This is a genomic window from Streptomyces sp. NPDC050422, assembly GCF_044458665.1.
Classification (GTDB): Bacteria; Actinomycetota; Actinomycetes; order Streptomycetales; family Streptomycetaceae; genus Streptomyces.
In genome coordinates this window covers 43526-63108 of sequence record NZ_JBITIE010000008.1, presented here as the reverse complement: position 1 = coordinate 63108, position 19583 = coordinate 43526, and the positions used below count along the sequence as shown (strand labels likewise).

General features: G+C 69.9%; 17 protein-coding genes. 10 read left to right on the top strand and 7 right to left on the bottom strand.

The window, feature by feature from the left end:
- Positions 1-195: 195 nt before the first annotated feature.
- On the bottom strand, positions 196-1902 hold the full coding sequence (locus ACIBJG_RS13880) for a glycerol-3-phosphate dehydrogenase/oxidase (RefSeq protein ID WP_399307705.1): 1707 nt from the start codon (positions 1900-1902) through the stop codon (positions 196-198).
- A gap of 284 nt (positions 1903-2186) precedes the next feature.
- Between ACIBJG_RS13880 and ACIBJG_RS13875 the strand changes: the two genes are divergently transcribed.
- Both ACIBJG_RS13875 and ACIBJG_RS13870 read left to right on the top strand, forming a co-directional pair.
- On the top strand, positions 2187-3449 hold the full coding sequence (locus tag ACIBJG_RS13875; protein WP_399307704.1) for a nucleotide sugar dehydrogenase: 1263 nt from the start codon (positions 2187-2189) through the stop codon (positions 3447-3449).
- A gap of 106 nt (positions 3450-3555) precedes the next feature.
- Entirely contained in the window at positions 3556-4149 is a 594-nt protein-coding gene (locus ACIBJG_RS13870) for a hypothetical protein (protein ID WP_399307703.1), read from the top strand.
- Between the two features lie 86 nt (positions 4150-4235).
- Here the strand turns inward: ACIBJG_RS13870 and ACIBJG_RS13865 are convergent, their stop codons facing one another.
- The 4 genes from ACIBJG_RS13865 to ACIBJG_RS13850 all read right to left on the bottom strand — a co-directional run bounded on the left by ACIBJG_RS13865 (position 4236) and on the right by ACIBJG_RS13850 (position 8598).
- Positions 4236-5360 carry a GuaB3 family IMP dehydrogenase-related protein gene (locus ACIBJG_RS13865; RefSeq protein WP_173315126.1) on the bottom strand — a complete coding sequence of 375 codons (1125 nt, stop codon included), beginning with the start codon at positions 5358-5360 and terminating at the stop codon, positions 4236-4238.
- 104 nt (positions 5361-5464) lie between these two features.
- On the bottom strand, positions 5465-6967 hold the full coding sequence (gene guaB, locus ACIBJG_RS13860; protein ID WP_399307702.1) for an IMP dehydrogenase: 1503 nt from the start codon (positions 6965-6967) through the stop codon (positions 5465-5467).
- 127 nt (positions 6968-7094) lie between these two features.
- Complete coding sequence (locus ACIBJG_RS13855; protein WP_399307701.1) at positions 7095-7670, bottom strand: sigma-70 family RNA polymerase sigma factor; 576 nt, start codon at positions 7668-7670, stop codon at positions 7095-7097.
- Between the two features lie 316 nt (positions 7671-7986).
- Positions 7987-8598 (bottom strand): response regulator transcription factor, encoded by a 612-nt coding sequence (locus ACIBJG_RS13850; protein ID WP_003948568.1) that lies wholly within the window; start codon positions 8596-8598, stop codon positions 7987-7989.
- A 410-nt stretch (positions 8599-9008) separates the two neighbouring features.
- On the opposite strand from ACIBJG_RS13850, the gene ACIBJG_RS13845 reads away from it, so the two are divergent.
- Positions 9009-9335, top strand: a complete 327-nt coding sequence (locus ACIBJG_RS13845) for a WhiB family transcriptional regulator (RefSeq protein ID WP_018550557.1) — start codon at positions 9009-9011, stop codon at positions 9333-9335.
- 66 nt (positions 9336-9401) lie between these two features.
- Here the strand turns inward: ACIBJG_RS13845 and ACIBJG_RS13840 are convergent, their stop codons facing one another.
- The gene (locus ACIBJG_RS13840) at positions 9402-10292 is read right to left on the bottom strand and encodes a LysR family transcriptional regulator (RefSeq protein ID WP_359078427.1); all 891 of its coding nucleotides are present in this window, start codon (positions 10290-10292) and stop codon (positions 9402-9404) included.
- 116 nt (positions 10293-10408) lie between these two features.
- On the opposite strand from ACIBJG_RS13840, the gene ACIBJG_RS13835 reads away from it, so the two are divergent.
- The 3 genes from ACIBJG_RS13835 (at position 10409) to ACIBJG_RS13825 (ending at position 13490) form a co-directional block, all read left to right on the top strand.
- Positions 10409-11080, top strand: a complete 672-nt coding sequence (locus ACIBJG_RS13835) for an MOSC domain-containing protein (protein WP_399307956.1) — start codon at positions 10409-10411, stop codon at positions 11078-11080.
- A gap of 105 nt (positions 11081-11185) precedes the next feature.
- Positions 11186-12706, top strand: coding sequence for a multicopper oxidase family protein (locus ACIBJG_RS13830; RefSeq protein WP_399307700.1), 1521 nt, complete (start codon positions 11186-11188; stop codon positions 12704-12706).
- A gap of 10 nt (positions 12707-12716) precedes the next feature.
- Positions 12717-13490 carry an SDR family NAD(P)-dependent oxidoreductase gene (locus ACIBJG_RS13825; RefSeq protein ID WP_399307699.1) on the top strand — a complete coding sequence of 258 codons (774 nt, stop codon included), beginning with the start codon at positions 12717-12719 and terminating at the stop codon, positions 13488-13490.
- A 24-nt stretch (positions 13491-13514) separates the two neighbouring features.
- On the opposite strand, the gene ACIBJG_RS13820 is transcribed toward ACIBJG_RS13825, so the two are convergent.
- Positions 13515-15044 (bottom strand): right-handed parallel beta-helix repeat-containing protein, encoded by a 1530-nt coding sequence (locus ACIBJG_RS13820; protein WP_399307698.1) that lies wholly within the window; start codon positions 15042-15044, stop codon positions 13515-13517.
- 230 nt (positions 15045-15274) lie between these two features.
- Here ACIBJG_RS13820 and ACIBJG_RS13815 point away from each other — a divergent pair, with 230 nt between their 5' ends.
- From ACIBJG_RS13815 to ACIBJG_RS13800, 4 genes are all read left to right on the top strand, one after another.
- A complete protein-coding gene (locus tag ACIBJG_RS13815; RefSeq protein ID WP_399307697.1) occupies positions 15275-16363 on the top strand; it encodes a LacI family DNA-binding transcriptional regulator in 1089 nt (362 codons plus the stop codon).
- A 145-nt stretch (positions 16364-16508) separates the two neighbouring features.
- Positions 16509-17837, top strand: a complete 1329-nt coding sequence (locus ACIBJG_RS13810; protein WP_399307696.1) for an ABC transporter substrate-binding protein — start codon at positions 16509-16511, stop codon at positions 17835-17837.
- Positions 17837-18730 (top strand): carbohydrate ABC transporter permease, encoded by an 894-nt coding sequence (locus ACIBJG_RS13805; RefSeq protein WP_399307695.1) that lies wholly within the window; start codon positions 17837-17839, stop codon positions 18728-18730. Before ACIBJG_RS13810 ends, ACIBJG_RS13805 begins: the two co-directional genes overlap by 1 nt.
- Positions 18727-19581 (top strand): carbohydrate ABC transporter permease, encoded by an 855-nt coding sequence (locus ACIBJG_RS13800; RefSeq protein WP_399307694.1) that lies wholly within the window; start codon positions 18727-18729, stop codon positions 19579-19581. Before ACIBJG_RS13805 ends, ACIBJG_RS13800 begins: the two co-directional genes overlap by 4 nt.
- Positions 19582-19583 lie beyond the last annotated feature (2 nt).

Here is a 19583-nt window from a genome sequence, read left to right as displayed (position 1 = left end):
CCGCTGCCGCGCCACGCACGCGAACCCCTGCGAACCCCTGCCCAGCGAACCACATCTCACGCGGGCATCCCCCTGCCTACCACGGCTCGTCGTGCACAGCGACGTTCCGAACCGCTGTATTCCCGGGGCGATCCGCCGGCCTGTCGCACGACGGAGGGCAGTTGGACGCCCCCCCTCTGCGATTTCCGCACGCCCCTAGATCGGCACGATGTCCGGCGCTCCCAGCCGTGCCGCGTCCGCCGTCAGGTCGTCGGGCTGACGCTGCGACTCCCGTTCCGCCTCCACCCGCTTCTCGTAGTACGCGACCTCGCGCTCGATCCTGCCCTTGTCCCAGCCGAGGACCTGCGCCATCAGCTCCGCGCACAGCCGTGCGGAGCGTGTGCCCCGGTCGAAGGTCTCGATGGAGATCCGGGTGCGCCGGGTCAGTACGTCGTCGAGATGGCGGGCCCCCTCGTGCGAGGCCGCGTACACGATCTCGGCCTTCAGGTAGTCGTCGGCTGCCGGCAGTGGTTCGCCCAGTACCGGGTCGGCGACGATCAGCTCCAGGATCTCCTCGGTCATGGAGCCGTACCGGTTCAGCAGATGCTCCACCCGGGCGACGTGGAGGCCGGTCCGGGCGGCGATCCTGGCCCGTGCGTTCCACAGGGCCCGGTAGCCCTCGGCGCCCAGCAGCGGGATGTCCTCCGTGACGCACTCCGCGACGCGCTGGTCGAGGCCGTGCACCGCCTCGTCGACGGCGTCCTTGGCCATCACCCGGTACGTCGTGTACTTCCCGCCCGCGACGACGACGAGGCCCGGCACCGGGTGCGCCACCGTGTGCTCGCGCGACAGCTTGCTGGTCGCGTCCGACTCACCGGCCAGCAGCGGGCGCAGCCCCGCGTAGACGCCCTGGACGTCGTCCCTGGTCAGCGGGGTGGACAGGACCGAGTTGACGTGTTCGAGCAGATAGTCGATGTCCGCACTGGACGCGGCAGGGTGCGCCTTGTCCAGGTCCCAGTCCGTGTCCGTCGTCCCGACGATCCAGTGCCGTCCCCACGGGATGACGAAGAGCACGGACTTCTCCGTCCGCAGGATCAGGCCCGTGGAGGAGTGGATGCGGTCCTTCGGGACGACCAGGTGGATGCCCTTGGAGGCCCGTACGTGGAACTGGCCGCGCTCGCCGATCAGCGCCTGGGTGTCATCCGTCCAGACTCCCGTGGCATTGACCACCTGTTTGGCCCTGACCTCGTACTCGCCGCCCCCCTCGACGTCCTCCACCCGGGCGCCGACGACGCGCTCGCCCTCCCGGAGGAAGCCGGTCACCCGTGCGTGGTTCGCCACCTGCGCGCCGTACCCGGCGGCGGTGCGCACCAGCGTGGCGACATAGCGGGCATCGTCCATCTGGGCGTCGTAGTACTGCAGGGCCCCCACCAGGGCGTCCTTCTTCAGCGCGGGCGCGACCCGCAGGGCGTGGCGGCGGGAGAGGTGCCGGTGTGTGGGCAACCCCCTGCCGTGCCCGGACGACACCGACATCGCGTCGTACAGCGCGACGCCCGAACCGGCGTACAGCCGCTCCCAGCCCTTGTGCTGCAACGGGTAGAGGAACGGCACCGGCTTCACCAGGTGCGGGGCGAGCCGCTCCAGCAGCAGCCCGCGCTCCTTCAGTGCCTCGCGGACGAGCGCGAAGTCGAGCATCTCCAGATAGCGCAGCCCGCCATGGATCAGCTTGCTCGACCGGCTCGACGTGCCGGACGCCCAGTCGCGCGCCTCGACCAGGCCGGTCGAGAGCCCTCTCGTCACCGCGTCCAGCGCCGTCCCGGCGCCGACCACGCCCGCCCCCACGACCAGCACGTCCAGTTCGCGCTCGGCCATCGCGGCGAGCGCCTGAGCGCGCTCCGCAGGTCCCAGTGTCGCTGTCCTCACTGCTGCCTCCCGGTAGATCGGGGTGGTCCGGCACGGGGATGCGGTCCGACCGCGGGGTCGGATGCCCGTGCCCACCTCTCGATTCTGTCCGCGCTCGGCGACTTCAGCCACCGCCTGTGGACAACACCCGGACGATCACGGCCCCACAATGCGACATATAGGTCATATTTACGCCTAGTCTGACATTGCGCTGTCCCCAGCAGTTGCGCTTTCTCTCCTCATGGTCATAGGCCGACCGCCACCCCTCATGTGCCGGTCGGTCTCAGGGAAGGACGGCCACCCACGTGCCTGCAGACCTCGCCGTCATCGGACTCGGTCACCTCGGCCTGCCCCTCGCCCAAGCCGCAGTCGCCGCCGGTATCCAGACCATCGGCTACGACACCGACCCCCGGGCCTTCGCGGAGCTCTCCGCGGGCCGTACCCCCGTCGAGGGTTCGCTCACCGCCTCCGACGTCCGCCGGATGCTCTCGGGCGGATTCCGCCCCACCACCAACCAGGCCGAGCTGGGCCGGGTCCGTACCGCCGTGATCTGCGCGCCCACCCCCCTGGGCCCCGACCGCGCCCTCGACCTCACCGGCGTGGGCGACGCGGCCCGCGCCCTGGCGGCCCGGCTGCGCCCGCACACCACCGTGCTGCTGGAATCGGCCGTACCCCCGGGCACCACCGAGAACTACCTGCTCCCCCTGCTCGAAGAGGGCTCCGGGCTGCGCGGCGGACGCGACTTCCACCTCGCCCACTCCCCCAGCCGCCTCGACCCCGGCAACCGCGCCCACGTCTACGCCAACACCCCCAAGGTCATCGGCGGCCTCACCCCCGCCTGCACCGAATCGGCCGCCGCCTTCTACAGCCGGCTCACCGACAAGGTCGTCCGCGCCCGCGGCCCGCGCGAGGCCGAGATGACAAAGGTCCTGGAGACCAACTTCCGACACGTCAACATCGCGCTGGTCAACGAGATGGCCGTGCTCTGCCACGACCTCGGCGTCGACCTGTGGGACGTCATCCGGTGCGCCGAGACCAAGCCCTTCGGCTTCCAGCCCTTCCGCCCCGGCCCCGGCGTCGGCGGCCACGGCGCCCCGGTCGACCCGGGCTACCTCCCGTACAACAGCCGCACCCCAGGACACCCGCTGCGGATGGTCTCGCTCGCCCAGGAGATCAACGACCGGATGCCGCAGTACGTGATCCAGCGCTGCGCCACCCTCCTCAACGAGCACGGGAAGTCCGTGCGGGGCGCCCGGATCCTCCTCCTCGGCGTCACCTACAAGCCCGACCTCGCCGACCAGGAGGCCTCCCCCGCCCGCGAGATCGCCACCCGGCTCATGGACATGGGGGCCCAGATCGGCTACCACGATCCGCACGTCCTGGACTGGCGCGTACGCGAACTCCCGGTCCCGCGTGCCGATTCGCTGTACGAGGCGGCCTCCAGCGCCGATCTGACGGTGCTGCTCCAGCATCACCGCACCTACGACCTCCAGGGCCTGGCGGTGAAGGCGCAGCTCCTCCTCGACACCCGTGGCGCGACTCCGGCGGGGGCCGCGCACCGGCTCTGATCGCAGTTCTCCCAAGGATTCCGGTGGGTCATTGTCGGAACCGGCTGCTAGCCTGCGGCGTCACTCATCGCACACTCGTGCGCAGCCGTCCCAGGGGGAACCCACCATGAGCACGCCCGTACCACCGCCGAACCAGCCGTACGACGCCCAGCCCGGTCAGCCGCAGCCGGGCAACCCGTACGCCGCCCACCCCGGGCAGCCGCAGCCCGGCGCCCCGACCGGCAACCCGTTCGCGGGCCAGCAGCCCGTCGGCGCCCCCTTCGGCGGCGGCGCGCCGTTCGCCCCGGTGGCACCGGCGCGCAACAACGTGGGTCTCGGCATACTCGTGGCGTTCGTCGCCGCCATCGTCGCCGCCGGCATCTACGGTGCGATCATCGGCGCCACGAAGCACGAGATCGGCTACGCGGCCGTGGGCGTCGGCGCCATCGTCGGCTTCGCCGCGGGCAAGCTCGGCGGCCGCAACCCCGCACTGCCGGTCATCAGTGGTCTCTTCGCGCTGATCGGTGTCTACGGCGGGCAGCTGCTCGGTGAGGCGATCATCATCAGCAAGCAGGCCCCGTACTCCGTCTCGGAGATCTTCCTGGAGCACTTCAGCGACCTGAACACGGTGTGGAAGGCCGACTCCGACTTCATCAGCGTCATCTTCTTCCTGGTCGCCGCCGCGGTGGCGTTCTCCACGGCCAAGAAGACGTCCGACTAGTCGCGGCCCGCACGCAGGACACACGGGAGGGCCCGGACGGCGATCACACGATCGCGGTCCGGGCCCTCCCGTCATACTCCTGGCGCTCAGCGGCGGTGCTGCGAGTCCGCCACCGTCACCTCGACGCGCTGGAACTCCTTGAGGTCGCTGTACCCCGTCGTCGCCATCGCCCGGCGCAGGGCGCCGAAGATGTTCATCGAGCCGTCGGGCGTGTGCGAAGGACCGGTGAGGACCTCCTCCGTCGTGCCGACGGAGCCGAGGTCGACCAGCTTGCCGCGCGGCACGTCCTCGTGGACGGCCTCCATGCCCCAGTGACGGCCGCGGCCCGGCGCGTCCGTCGCGCGGGCGAGCGGGGAGCCCATCATCACGGCGTCCGCGCCACAGGCGACGGCCTTCGGGATGTCGCCGGACCAGCCGACCCCGCCGTCCGCGATCACGTGCACGTAGCGGCCGCCGGACTCGTCCATGTAGTCACGGCGGGCACCGGCCACGTCCGCGACCGCGGTCGCCATCGGGACCTGGATGCCGAAGACGTTGCGCGTGGTGTGCGCGGCGCCGCCGCCGAAGCCGACGAGGACACCGGCCGCGCCCGTACGCATGAGGTGCAGGGCCGCGGTGTACGTGGCACAGCCGCCGACGATCACCGGAACGTCCAGCTCGTAGATGAACTGCTTCAGGTTGAGCGGCTCGGCCGCACCCGAGACGTGCTCGGCGGAGACCGTCGTACCGCGGATGACGAAGATGTCCACGCCCGCGTCGACGACGGCCTTGGAGAACTGGGCGGTGCGCTGCGGGGAGAGCGCGGCGGCGGTGACGACACCGGAGTCACGCACCTCCTTGATGCGCTGCCCGATCAGCTCCTCCTGGATGGGGGCGGAGTAGATCTCCTGGAGCCGGCGGGTCGCGGACTCGACGGGCATCTCGGCGATCTCGTCGAGGAGCGGCTGCGGGTCGGCGTGCCGGGTCCACAGGCCTTCCAGGTTGAGCACGCCGAGGCCGCCGAGCTCACCGATGCGGATGGCGTGCTGCGGGGAGACCACGGAGTCCATGGGAGCGGCCAGGAACGGCAGCTCGAAGCGGTAGGCGTCGATCTGCCAGGCGATCGAGACCTCCTTCGGGTCGCGGGTCCGGCGGCTCGGGACGACGGCGATGTCGTCGAATGCGTATGCCCGGCGGCCGCGCTTGCCGCGCCCGATCTCGATCTCAGTCACGATGGTGTGGCCTTTCCCTCTACGTCTGCGTGTCCAGTATCCCCGACACATGGGTGAGGGGCGGTCCCGGGAACCCTGGACCGCCCCTCACCTGCGCTGTCGCGTTACTTCTTGCTGTAGTTCGGTGCTTCGACCGTCATCTGGATGTCGTGCGGGTGGCTCTCCTTGAGACCCGCGGAGGTGATCCGCACGAAACGGCCCTTGCTCTCCATCTCGTCGATGGACACCGCGCCCACGTACCCCATCGTCTGGCGGAGACCGCCGATGAGCTGGTGCAGCACGTTGGCCAGCGGGCCGCGGTAGGGCACCTGGCCCTCGATGCCCTCGGCGATCAGCTTCTCGTCGGAGGACACCTCGGCCTGGAAGTAGCGGTCCTTCGAGTAGGAGCGGCCCTGTCCGCGTGACTGCATCGCGCCCAGCGAACCCATGCCGCGGTACGACTTGAACTGCTTGCCGTTGATGAAGAGCAGCTCGCCCGGCGACTCCTCGCAGCCGGCGAGCAGGGAGCCCAGCATCACACTGTCGGCGCCGGCGGCGAGCGCCTTGCCGATGTCGCCGGAGTACTGGAGGCCGCCGTCGCCGATGACCGGGATGCCCGCGGCACGGGCGGCCAGCGCGGCCTCGTAGATCGCGGTGACCTGCGGGACGCCGATGCCGGCGACCACCCGGGTGGTGCAGATCGAACCGGGTCCGACGCCCACCTTCACGCCGTCCACGCCGGCGTCGATCAGGGCTTGGGCGCCGTCGCGGGTCGCGACGTTGCCGCCGATGACGTCCACGTTCACGGCCGACTTGATCTTCGCCATCCAGTTGAGGGCGTTGCTGTTGTGGCCGTGCGAGGTGTCGACGATCAGGAAGTCCACCCCGGCACCGGCCAGCGCCTGGGCGCGGTCCAGCGCCTCCGGGCTGGCACCGACGGCTGCGCCGACGAGCAGACGGCCCTCGGCATCCTTGGCCGCACCCGGGTACTGCTCGGCCTTCTTGAAGTCCTTGACCGTGATGAGGCCCTTGAGGATGCCCGCCTCGTCGACCAGCGGCAGCTTCTCGATCTTGTGGCGGCGCAGCAGCTCCATGGCGTCCACGCCGGAGATACCGACGCGGCCCGTGACCAGCGGCATCGGCGTCATGACCTCGCGCACCTGGCGCGAGCGGTCCGACTCGAAGGCCATGTCACGGTTGGTGACGATGCCGAGCAGCTTGCCCGCCGGGTCGGTGACCGGGACGCCGCTGATGCGGAACTTGGCACAGAGCGCGTCGGCCTCGCCGAGCGTGGCGTCCGGGCTGACCGTGATCGGGTCGGTGACCATGCCGGACTCGGACCGCTTCACCAGGTCGACCTGGTTGACCTGGTCCTCGACCGAGAGGTTGCGGTGCAGTACGCCGACGCCGCCCTGACGGGCCATGGCGATGGCCATGCGGGCCTCGGTCACCTTGTCCATCGCGGCGGAGAGCAGCGGGATGTTCACGCGTACGTTCCGCGAGATGAGCGTCGAGGTGTCGACCGCGTTCGGCAGCACCTCGGACGCGCCCGGCAGCAGCAGCACGTCGTCGTATGTCAGCCCGAGCGTCGCGAACTTCTCGGGCACTCCGTCGACGTTTGCAGTCATGACACCTTCCCCAAATGGCCTTGATCGGTGCGGATGTCCATGCTAACGGCCTCTGGAGGTGTCTCATTCCACGGGCAAGATCACCAACAGGTTCTGTAGCTTTCTACGGCCCGGGCAGGGCTCGTGGTCACTGTCCCGCGAGCGCCCGCAGCCGGCTCAGCGCACGATGCTGGGCGACCCGGACGGCACCCGGTGACATGCCGAGCATCTGTCCGGTCTCCTCGGCGGTGAGCCCGACGGCGACCCGCAGGACCAGCAGCTCGCGCTGGTTCTCCGGAAGGTTGGCGAGGAGCTTCTTGGCCCAGGCGGCATCGCTGCTGAGCAGCGCCCGCTCCTCGGGTCCGAGCGAGTCGTCCGGCCGCTCCGGCATCTCGTCGGAGGGCACCGCCGTCGATCCCGGGTGCCGCATCGCCGCCCGCTGGAGGTCGGCCACCTTGTGGCCGGCGATGGCGAAGACGAAGGCTTCGAAGGGCCTGCCGGTGTCCTTGTAGCGCGGCAGCGCCATCAGCACCGCGACACAGACCTCCTGCGCCAGGTCCTCCACGAAGTGACGGGCATCACCGGGCAGCCGGTTGAGCCGGGACCTGCAGTAGCGCAGCGCGAGGGGGTGGACGTGGGCCAGCAGATCATGGGTGGCCTGCGCGTCGCCCTCGACGGCGCGATGCACCAGAGCACCGATCACCGTCGTTCCGTCCTCGCGCATCGAACCATGGTGCCCCGGCGCCGCGTCATCCGCGGCACCGCGTCCGTAGTTGTGCACTGAAGCGTTATGAGCGGGTGCGCCGGAAGTCATGTCCTGCGCCCTCCCCTTCCGCTCGACCGAATCGTTCCCGAGGAACTCCACGTCTCAAGGATGCGTCATCGGCCGGGAAGCGTCACATGCCGCCGGGCGGCGGGCTGCACGGGCGGGGTGCGGACGGGTCGCATCCGGGGAAACGACCCGGCTCCGCACCCCTGGGGTCGCCCCGTCCGCCCGTGAGCGGACGGGGAATCGATCGGCGGCCGGTCACGGCCGACTCTCAGCGGACCAGCCCCCAGCGGAAACCGAGCGCCACCGCGTGCGCGCGGTCCGAGGCGCCGAGCTTCTTGAACAGGCGCCTGGCGTGCGTCTTCACCGTGTCCTCGGAGAGGAACAGCTCACGGCCGATCTCCGCGTTGGAGCGGCCGTGGCTCATCCCTTCGAGCACCTGGATCTCCCGCGCCGTGAGCGTGGGCGCCGCACCCATCTCCGCCGACCGCAGCCGGCGCGGGGCGAGCCGCCACGTCGGATCGGCCAGGGCCTGGGTGACGGTCGCCCGGAGCTCCGCCCGGGAGGCGTCCTTGTGCAGATACCCGCGGGCCCCGGCGGCGACCGCGAGAGCGACCCCGTCCAGGTCCTCGGCGACGGTCAGCATGATGATCCGCGCCCCGGGGTCGGCGGAGAGCAGCCGCCGGACGGTCTCCACACCCCCCAGACCGGGCATGCGTACGTCCATCAGAATCAGATCCGAACGGTCGGCACCCCAGCGGCGGAGGACTTCCTCCCCGTTGGCCGCCGTCGTCACACGCTCGACGCCGGGCACGGTCGCGACCGCGCGGCGGAGCGCTTCTCGGGCAAGCGGGGAATCGTCGCAGACGAGAACGGATGTCATGACCGCCCTCCGCAGCTAATGCGCGTCACCTTGTGCCTCCAGGCTGTTACAAGTCGTCACCTGTGCGGTTGACGCTCTCGGACATCTGCCCGATCACTTTCTCTGTCAACCGCCTCCGCACTCTCAACGATGGTCACTCGAAAGAGTTACGGGTCGGACAACCGAGTTCGGCACTCTACGTGAGGGGCCGAGCACGGAGGAGAGCGCCGCGGGTCGTCCAGCCGTCAACCGAAACTTGTCGTGAACTTATGCCCCATTTAGCGGGTTTTCTTCCCTTTTGCTGGTGTCTGTGACTAGATTCGCAATCAGTCATATTTACATCTACTAACACCGTAGATGTACGGTCATGGGCACGGTACGACGGACGACCACGACGTTTCCGACTCAGCATGGTTTCGAGGGGACAAGCAATGGCAGATTTCTCCCGCCTTCCCGGACCCAACGCCGATCTGTGGGACTGGCAGCTGCTGGCGGCCTGCCGAGGGGTCGACAGCTCACTGTTCTTCCACCCCGAGGGGGAACGCGGAGCCGCCAGGAGCGCCCGCGAGACCTCCGCGAAAGAGGTCTGCATGCGATGCCCGGTACGCGCCGAGTGCGCGGCCCACGCGCTGGCGGTACGCGAGCCCTACGGGGTGTGGGGAGGACTGACCGAGGACGAGCGCGAAGAGCTCATGGGACGGGCCCGCAACCGGCTGATCAGCGCGGCAGCACCCTCGTCCCCGCCCGGGCACGGCTGACCCCGCCCGCCCCATCAGGGCAGAAACGTTTCTTCACTCAAGGCCGGAGCCCCTGGGGCCGACCGCTCAGCGGGCGGCCGCAAGCGACAGCTGGTCCAGGGTGGCCGCCACGGCCGGCACCTGCGCCAGGTCGGGCAGGGTCAGCGCGACGATCTCGCGCTCGATGGCCGGCTCCACCGTGACGGTCCTGGCTCCCCTGGGGCGTACCGACTCGATCGCCAGAGCCGGCAGCACGGCCACCCCGAGACCCGCGCCGACCAGGCCGATCACCGCCGGGTAGTCGTCGGTGGCGAAGTCGATCCGCGGGGTGAAGCCGGACGCCTCGCAGACCTCCACCAGCTGCCGGCGGCAGCGCGGGCAGCCGGCGATCCACGGCTCCCCGGCGAGTTCGCCGATGCCCACCTCGTCCCGGTCCGCGAGCCCGTGGCCCTCGGGGACCAGCCCGATCAGCCGGTCGGTGAGCAGGGGCCGCACCACCAGGTCGTCCCACTCGGCGCCCTGCGTGCCGTACCGGAAGGCCAGGGCGATGTCGCAGTCGCCGTCGCGCAGCATCTCCACCGAGCGGGGCGGCTCGGCCTCGACGAGGGAGACCCGGGTGCCGGGATGGGCGGCCCGGAGCGCCGCGAGGGCTCCAGGGACCAGGGTGGAGCTGCCGCTGGGGAAGGAGACCAGCCGGACCCGGCCCGCCCGCAGCCCGGCGATCGCGGCGACCTCCTCCTCCGCGGCGGTGAGCCCGGCGAGGATGCCCGAGGCGTGGCGCACGAGCGCCTCACCGGCCTGCGTCAGCCGCATCTCGCGTCCGGTGCGGATGAGCAGCGTGGTACCCGCCGAGGACTCCAGGGCCTTCATCTGCTGACTCACGGCGGGCTGGGTGCAGCCCAGCTCGCGGGCGGCGGCGGAGAAGGAGCCGGTACCGGCCACGGCGCGCAGGACTCGGAGATGACGGGCTTCGATCACCCTTCGAATATAAGGGATTCTTGGGCCACCTGCGAATTATTGGCGTGCACCTTTGGGCCGGGACTCGCTAGCGTTCGGGCATGACTGCGACGACCTCGATGGCTTCGGTGACTTCCATGCATGTGCTGACCGTGAACGCCGGGCGTCCCGAGGCGGCTTCCTACACCGACGCCCCGAGCGGCGTGACCGGGATCGACAAGCGCCCCGTCGAGGGGCTGATACGGGTCTGCGACCCCGGTCCCGAGGGTGAGGGCGCCAGCGGCGTGGCCGGGGACGCGGTCTGCGACCTGCGCTACCACGGGGGCTCGCACCAGGCCGTCTACGCCTTCGCCCGCGAGGAGCTCGACGGCTGGGAGCGGGAGCTGGGGCGCCCGCTGGCCAACGGCTCGTTCGGCGAGAACCTGACCACGAGCGGGATCGCGGTCAGCGGCGCGCTGATCGGCGAGCGCTGGCGGATCGGCGGCGAACTGGTCCTGGAGGTCACCTCCGGCCGGATTCCGTGCCGTACGTTCGCGGGCCACCTCGACGAGGCGCGCTGGGTCAAGCGGTTCACGCAGGCCGCGGCCCCCGGGGCGTACTTCCGGGTGATCACGCCGGGCAGCATCCGGGCCGGCGACCCCATCGAGATCGTCCACCGGCCGGACCACGAGGTGACGGTGGAACTGCAGTTCCGCGCCGTGACGACCCGGCGCGAGCTGCTCCCGCGACTGCTCGCGGCAGGCGAGGCCCTGCACCCCTCGGCGTTGCGGAAGGCGCGTGCGTACGACGAGAAGCTCACGGCGTCCTGACCGTGCGGCGTACTGACGATCCTCCGACCGCCTAGGGAAACGGTCAGGGCCCGTCAGGGATCCGCCCCATGTGCCGGGCCCGTCCCCGGCTAAACCCTGGTGGGCATGGAGAAGAACAGGGGACGGCGGCGGTTGAGGCGGGTGCTCATCACGTCGGCAGTGGTGCTGGGCGTGCTGGTGGCGGCGATCGGCGGCGGGTTCGCCTGGCTGTGGACCGGGGCCGATGTCAGCACCGTGGGGAAGGCCGGGTTCAGCCATCGGATGGCCGTGCCGCCGTTGGCTGAGTCCACCGTGGACAAGGACGGCACCAGGGTCTTCGATCTGCGGATGCAGTCGGGCGAGACGGAGTTCCAGGACGGCCGGCCGACGCCCACCTGGGGCTTCAACGGCAGCTATCTGGGCCCGACGCTGCGCGCGGAGCGGGGCGAGCAGGTGAAGGTGCGGGTGCGCAACGCCCTCGACGAGGCCTCCACCGTGCACTGGCACGGCATGCACCTGCCCGCCGCGATGGACGGCGGCCCGCACCAGATGGTGGCGGCGGGCGGCGAGTGGGCCCCGCACTGGAAGGTCGATCAGCCGGCCGCCACGCTCTGGTACCACCCGCACCCGCACGGGGCGACCGAACAGCACGTGCAGCGCGGCCTGGCCGGGATGTTCCTGCTCGACGACGCGCGCTCGCGGCAGCTGGCGCTGCCGAAGAAGTACGGCGTGGACGACCTTCCGGTCATCGTGCAGGACGTGACCTTCGACGGGGCACGGTTCGACCACGGCCACTCCTTCCTGGCCAAAACCGGTTTCCTCGGCAAGCGGACGATGGTGAACGGCACGCTCGACCCGTACCGGGAGGTCGGCGACGAACTCGTCCGGCTGCGGCTGCTGAACGCGTCCACCGCCCGCATCTACACCTTCGGCTTCGACGACGACCGCGCGTTCGACCTGATCGGGACCGACGGCGGACTGTTGGAAAGGCCGGCGGCGATGAACCGGATCCAGCTCTCCCCCGGCGAGCGCGCCGAGGTCGTCGTCCGGATGCGGCCGGACGAGCGGACCGTGCTGCGCAGCTACCCGTGGCGCAGCGGCAACGGCTGGGAGAAGCGGTTCGACGGGGGAGACGACTCCTTCGACGTACTGGAACTGCGCGCGGCGCACCGGCTGCGCCCGTCGCCCGCGCTTCCCGCGAAGCTGGGCGAACTGGAGCTGCCCGACGGCACGGACGCGGTGCACGGGCGCTTCTTCGAGCTGCGCAAGTCGGGCATCAACGGAACGCCGATGGCCATGGACCGGATCGACGAGACGGTGGTACGGGGCACGACGGGGACGTGGACGCTCCGCAACGGCGGCGACATGACGCACAACTTCCATGTCCACGACGTGCAGTTCAGGGTGCTGGAGGTGAACGGGCGGGAGCCGGAGCCCGCTCTGCGGGGCCGGAAGGACACCGTCGCGATCCCGGTGGGCACCACGATGAAGATCGCGCTCCGGTTCGACGGGCCCGCCGAACCGGACACTCCGTACATGTACCACTGCCATCTGCTGGCCCATGAGGACCACGGAATGATGGGGCAGTTCGTGGTGGTGGAGCCGGGGCAGCGGGCGGGTCGTCCGAAGGCCCACGCGGGGCACTAACGTGCCGCGTATGACGACTGCACTGATTACGGGCGCGACCGCGGGCATCGGCGCCGCCTTCGCGCGGCGGCTCGCGGCCGAGGGGCACAACCTCGTGCTGGTGGCCCGCGACACCGACCGGCTGCGGGAACAGGCCACCGAACTGCACGACCGGCACGGCATCGAGGCCGAGGTGCTGACGGCGGACCTGTCCGCGGACGGCGGGATCGCAGCGGTCGAGAGCAGGCTGGCCGACCGTAAGCAGTCGGTCGATCTGCTGGTCAACAACGCCGGGTTCGGCAACAAGGGGCATTTTCTCGACGTCCCCATGGCCGACGAACTGGCGATGCTGAAGGTGCACTGCGAGGCGGTCCTGCGGCTGACCTCGGCGGCCGCGGCCGGCATGAAGGAGCGGGGCAGGGGCGGCATCGTGAACGTGGCCTCCGTGGCCGCGTTCGTGCCGCGCGGTACGTACGGGGCGTCCAAGGCGTGGGTCGTGCAGTTCACCCAGGGCGCGGCGAAGGACCTGGCCGGTTCGGGGGTGCGGATGATGGCGCTCTGCCCCGGCTTCGTACGGACGGAGTTCCATCAGCGGGCCGGGATGGGCACCGGCAACATCCCGGGCTGGATGTGGCTCGACGCCGACAAGCTGGTGGCGACGGCGCTGGCGGACCTGGCGCGCGGGAAGTCGCTCTCGATCCCCGACCCCCGGTACAAGGCGTTGATGGGGCTGGTGAAGGTGACGCCGCGCGGCCTGCTCGGAGGGGTCACCTCCAAGACAGGCCGCAAGTACGGACCTCAGTGAGAGGTGGTTGCGCGGGTGAGCTCGTTACCGCACGCCGCGGCCCGCGTAGGCGCCGATATTGGGGGCGCCGGGCTTGAGACGGTTGCCGAAGTAGTCCTTGCCGCCGTTGTCCTCGACGACGGCTCCGGCGGCGAGGGCGGGCGAGCCCGCGCCGAGCCGGAAGTCGTCCCGGAGCTTCGGGTCGGCCGTGATGCCGCCGGGGTCCGGGCGCGTCATGCCGATGCCGTAGAAGGCGTTGTGGTCGAAGGAGAGCCCGGGGGTCGGGTTCTTGAAGGCATAGCCGCCGGTGCCCTCGCTCACGAAGACGTTGTTGCGGATGGACAGTTCGTGCTGGGTCGTGGCGGGGCTGCCGGCGTCGTCCTGGACGAGGAAGCCGGGGATCTGCTCCTTGTTGTGGAAGGTGTTGTTGTAGATCTCGGTGCCGAGGATCGGACCCCAGCAGTTCTGGATCAGGCGGGCGCCGTCGTTGCGGCTGACGTTGTAGCGGGCGACCGTCCCGATGGTCTTCGCGCCGCTGTAGGGGCAGATCAGCAGGAAGCCGCCCTTGTTGTCGTGGCTGTGGTTGTACTGGAAGACGGTGTTCTGCGAGGCGCCGTCGGCGTCGAAGGACATGCCGTCGTGGGTGTTGCCGCCGCCGGAGGCCTCGTTGTACTCGACGGTCGTGTCGTCGGTGTTGAACGTCCAGATGCCCGCGTTGGCGGAGGGCGAGCGGAGCTGGAAGCCGTCGACCCGGTTGTGGTCGACGCGGGCGCCGCTGGTGGTGTCGAGCTTCATGCCGTCGCCGGCCAGGGACTTCAGCGTGTTGTGGTGGATGCGGACGCCGGTGCTGGGCGCCCACTCCCCCGGATAGACGTTCGGGTCCTGCTGGCCACCGACCAGGTCGCGCTTGGAGAAGGTCGACTTGAAGTAGACGCCTTCGCGGTCGACGTCCTCGATGCGGTTGTGGCCGATGTCCAGGCCGTCGTACCAACTGGCCTTCGCCGTGCCCTCGACCGCGATGTGGATGGCGCTGGAGCCGGACACGGTCTTGTAGTCGCCGCCGCGGACGTCGTGGATGTAGAGGCCGCTGATGTCGAAGCCGCGGGCGACGCCGTAGTCGGTGAGGCGGAGGCGGACGCCGTTGCGTTCGCTGCCCGGGTTGTCGGCGTTGGTGATCTCCAGGTCCCTGAGGTGCACATACTGCGTGTTGGAGAGCAGGACGGTGTCGTGCGCGCCCGCGCCGTCGAGCCGGGCGCGGTCCGGACCGTTGCCGTAGTCGGCGATGGTGAACGGCGCCCGGGCGGAGCCGGTGCCCGTGGGGGCGAGGGTCCCGGTGCAGGTGGCGCCGCGCTTGAAGAGGAGCCGGTCGCCGGGCCCGTAGGTGTGCGCGTTGGCCTCGGCGAGCGTGGTCCAGGGGTGCTGTCTGCTGCCGGTGGCCCCGTCCGGGTCGGCGGAGCAGTCGACGTGAAGGGTGCGGCCGGCGGGTGCGGCCTGGGCGGCGTTCGGGCCTGCGACGGTCAGACCGGCGGCAGCGGCCAGGGCCGCGAGCGCCGCTGCGGTGACGCGATGTCTCACAATTCCTCCGTACGAACAGTCAGGGTCGGAACAGTCAGGGGCGTAACGGGCCGGGAACGGCCGGGTCGGCATCGCCGGGAATCCTGGACTCGGATTGATCGAACGTCAATGGATTGCGTTTGAATGATCGAAACTCCCATCGTTCGATCACGTTGGTCTAGGGTCGGACATCGACTCCGGAAACGGTCGGGCCCGGGAGCCGGGCCACACACTGCGAGGGGACTGCCGCCGTGCGCGAAAGTGCTGCTGAACGTCATGACCGCCTGCTCGGGCTGGTACGCGACCGGGGCTCCGCCCGGGTGTCGGACCTGGCGTCGCAGCTGGGGGTGTCACCCGTCACGGTGCGCCGGGACGTCGAGGACCTGGCCGGCCGCGGCCTGCTCGAACGGGTCCACGGTTCGGTGTCCTGGCCCGAGGACACAGCTCCCGCGACAGGGCCCGCCTCCGCCGGCCACGGTCTGGTGCTCGGCATGCTCGCGCCCTCGGCGACCTACTACTTCGCCGAAGTCATCCGCGGCGCTCACGAGGCTGCCGCCCGGGCGGGCGCCCGGCTGATCCTGCGGATCTCCGACTACCGGCCGCAGGAGGACCAGGCCCGCACCGAGGGGCTGCTGTCCGCGGGGGCCGAGGGGCTGCTGGTCGCGCCCGGCTGGCAGCATCCGGGCGACCCTTCCGCATTCGGTGACTGGATCGGCTCGCTGCCCGTACCGACGGTCCTGCTGGAGCGAAGGCCCACCGCCGGGTCACCCCTGGACGGCCTGGACCGGGTCTGCTCGGACCATGCGCACGGGGTACTGCTGGCCGTGCGCCACCTGGTGGACCTCGGGCACGGGGCGCCGCTGCTGATGGCCCGCGCCGACTCCCCGACCGCGCTCGCGGTGCGCTCCGGATACGCGGAGGCGCTGACCGTGCTCGGGCTGCGCGCACCGCAGGACGTGATCGATTCCGTACCGGCGGAACTGGCCCCGGAGGCGTTCGAGGAGGCCGTGCAGGCGCTGCGCGACGCGGTCCTGACAGGGGTGGCGACGGCGGCCCTGATCCACAACGACGTGGACGCGATCCAGGTGGTCCAACGCCTGGCCGAGCTGGGCGTCCGGGTACCCGAGGACCTTGCGCTGATCGCGTACGACGACGAGGTGGCGGCGCTCGCGGACACCCCGCTCACCGCCGTGGCCCCGCCCAAGCGCGAGGTGGGCCGCCATGCGACGGAACTGCTGGTGGAACGGCTAGGCCGGGGCGGCACCGACACCCCACGCCGGCACCTGACGCTGCTCCCCCAGCTGCGGGTCAGGGACTCCTGTGGAGCACCGCTTCCGTAGACGCCATCCGGACGCTCCTTCGGGTTCCGTACGCAACTCTTCTGATCTTTTTTCGATCAATCGCTCTTTCGCTCTTGACTTCGGTCACGGCTGGTCCAAGGATCACGGCCAACGCCAATGTCGCCGCCTGTTCAGGAGCCTCGCTGTGAGCCGCAGTTCGAGCAGAACGTCCCTCGCCGTAATCGGCACCGCCACCGCCCTCGCCGTTCTCACGGCCTGTGGCGGCAGCGGTGACGGCACATCCGCCGCCGGAAGTGACGGCAAGCCCGTCAGCATCACTTTCTGGGGCTGGGCCAAGGGGTCCAAGGAGGTCGTTGACGCGTTCAACGCCTCACACACGGACATCAAGGTGGTGTACGAGGAGATCCCGTCCGGCAACGCGGGCGGCTACGCCAAGATCTCCAACGCCGTGAAGGCGGGCAACGCCCCCGATCTCGTGTCCATCGAGTACCCGCAGCTCCCGGAGTACGTCAGCCAGGGCGCGCTCCAGGACATCGGCCAGTACTTCACCGAGGACATCAGGAAGAAGCTGCTGCCCCAGGCGGTGGAGCTGACGACGCTCGGCGGCAAGAACTGGGCCGTCCCCTTCGACGCCTCGCCGCAGTCGTTCTACTACCGCAAGGACCTGTTCGAGAAGTACGGCGTCGAGGTCCCCAAGACCTGGGACGACTTCCGCAAGGCCGCGGAGAAGGTCAAGAAGGCCGACAAGAAGGCCCGGATCGGCACGTTCTTCCCGGACGACCCGACCACCTTCCAGGCGATGGCCTGGCAGGCCGGCGCCCAGTGGTACAAGCCCGAGGGCGACACCTGGAAGGTGAACACCACCGACGCGGCCACCAACAAGGTCGCCGACTACTGGCAGGGGCTGCTCGACGACGACCTGATCCGCGCCAACGCCTCCTTCAGCCCGGAGTGGACCAACTCCCTGAAGAACGGCGGCACCGTCGGATACCTCGGCGCGGCCTGGGGCGCGGGTGTCCTCAAGGGCACCCTGCCCGAGCAGAGCGGAAAGTGGGCCGTCGCCCCGCTGCCCAGCTGGGACGGGAAGCCGGCCAGCGGCATGCTCGGCGGCTCGACCTTCGCGGTGACGAAGGACAGCAAGAAGGCCGAGGCCGCGGTCGAGTTCGCCACCTGGATGTCGACCACGGAGGAAGGCATCAAGGCCCGCATCGAGTCCGGCACGTCGAGCGCCTTCCCGGCCGCGGCATCCCTGCGCCCGGTCGCGAAGAAGGCCTTCGACGCCGACTTCTACGGCGGCGAGGACATCTACCAGGTCTTCGGGGACGCCGCGACGTCCATCGGACCCAACTGGACCTGGGGCCCGACGACCGGCACCACGAACACCACGATGAAGGACCAGTTCGGCAAGGTCGCGAGCGGCGGAACCACCGTCAAGGAGGCTGTGAAGGCCGGGCACGACGCCACGGTCGCCGAGCTGAAGAAGCGCGGTCTGAAGGTCGAGGACGCAGGCTGATGAAGCGCGCCCGGACGACCAGAGCCGCCGCCATCCTGCTGGGGCCCTTCTTCGTACTGTTCACGCTGGCGATGGTGCTGCCGATCGGCTACGCGGTCTGGCTCAGCCTGTTCACCGAGAAGCAGTCCGGCCTGGGCTTCGGCGGCACCGAGACCGTCTTCAGCGGACTCGACAACTACACGGCGGCCCTGGGCGACCGGGCGTTCCGCGAGGGCTTCGGCGTACTCCTCGGATACTGCCTCTTCTACATCCCGCTGCTCCTCGTCGGAGCCCTCGCCCTCGCCCTGCTGCTGGACTCCACGCTGGCCCGCGCCCGCCGGTTCTTCCAGCTCGCACTGTTCCTGCCGCATGCCGTGCCCGGCATCATCGCCGCGCTGATCTGGGTGTACCTCTACACACCGCAGCTCAGCCCGGTGGTCAGCGCCATGGAGTCCGGCGGCATCGGCTTCGACTTCTTCTCCCCCGACGGGGCCCTGCCCTCGGTCGTCAACATCGCCCTGTGGGAGTGGCTCGGCTACAACATGGTGATCTTCTACGCCGCGTTGCAGGCCATCGACCGCTCCGTACTCGAAGCGGCCACCGTCGACGGGGCCGGCGCCTGGCGGATCGCGATCGGCATCAAGGTCCCGCTGATCCGCGCGTCCGTCGTGATGGTCGCGCTGTTCACCGTCATCGGCTCGCTCCAACTGTTCACCGAGCCGCTGATCCTCAACAAGGGGACCGGCTCCGCCGTCTCCTCCACCTGGACGCCGAACATGTACGCGTACACCGCGGCCTTCGAGCGCAACGACTACGGGCTCGCCGCGGCCGCCTCCATCCTGCTGGCGCTCACTGCCGCGCTGTTGTCCTTCGTCATCACCCGCTTCACCGGCCGGAAGGGCAAGAAAGCATGAGTTCCCCCGCCTCCCGCGGCCGCTGGATGTCGAAGACCGCGGTCAACGGCTTCCTGCTGCTCGCCGTCGTCTACATGCTCTTCCCGCTCGTCTGGCTGGTCACCGCGGCCACGAAGGACACCGGTGGCCTGCTCGCGGGCAACGCGTTCTCCTTCGACGGCTTCAACCTCGGCGAGAACCTCTCGAACCTGGCCGCCTACGGCGACGGCATTTACTTCCGCTGGTACCTCAACAGCCTGCTGTACGCGGGCGGCGGGGCGATCGTCTGCTCGCTGATCTGTGTCGCCGCGGGGTACGCCTTCGACAAGTACGCGTTCCGCGGCAAGGACCAGCTGTTCGGCCTGGTGCTGATGGGTGTGCTCGTCCCCACCACCGCGCTCGCCCTGCCGATGTATCTGCTGGCGTCCGAGGTCGGTCTGGTGAACACCTACTGGTCGGTGCTGATCCCGGTGCTGGTCAACCCGTTCGGCGTGTATCTCGCCCGGGTGTTCAGCTCGGGCTACATACCGGACGAGGCCCTGGAGGCAGCCCGTATCGACGGGGCGGGCGAGCTGCGCATCTTCTGGTCCGTCGGTCTGCCCATGGTGATGCCGGGCTTCGTGACCGTCTTCCTCTTCCAGTTCACCGCGATCTGGAACAACTTCTTCCTCCCCCTCGTGATGCTCTCGGACCGCAAGCTCTTCCCCCTGAGCCTCGGTCTGTACTCGTGGAACACCAACACCCATGGCGAGCCGAGCTTCTACCCCCTCGTGGTCACCGGCTCCCTCCTGGCCGTCATCCCGCTGATCGTCGCCTTCGTCTCCCTGCAACGGCACTGGAAGGCGGGACTGACCGCCGGAAGCGTCAAGTGACC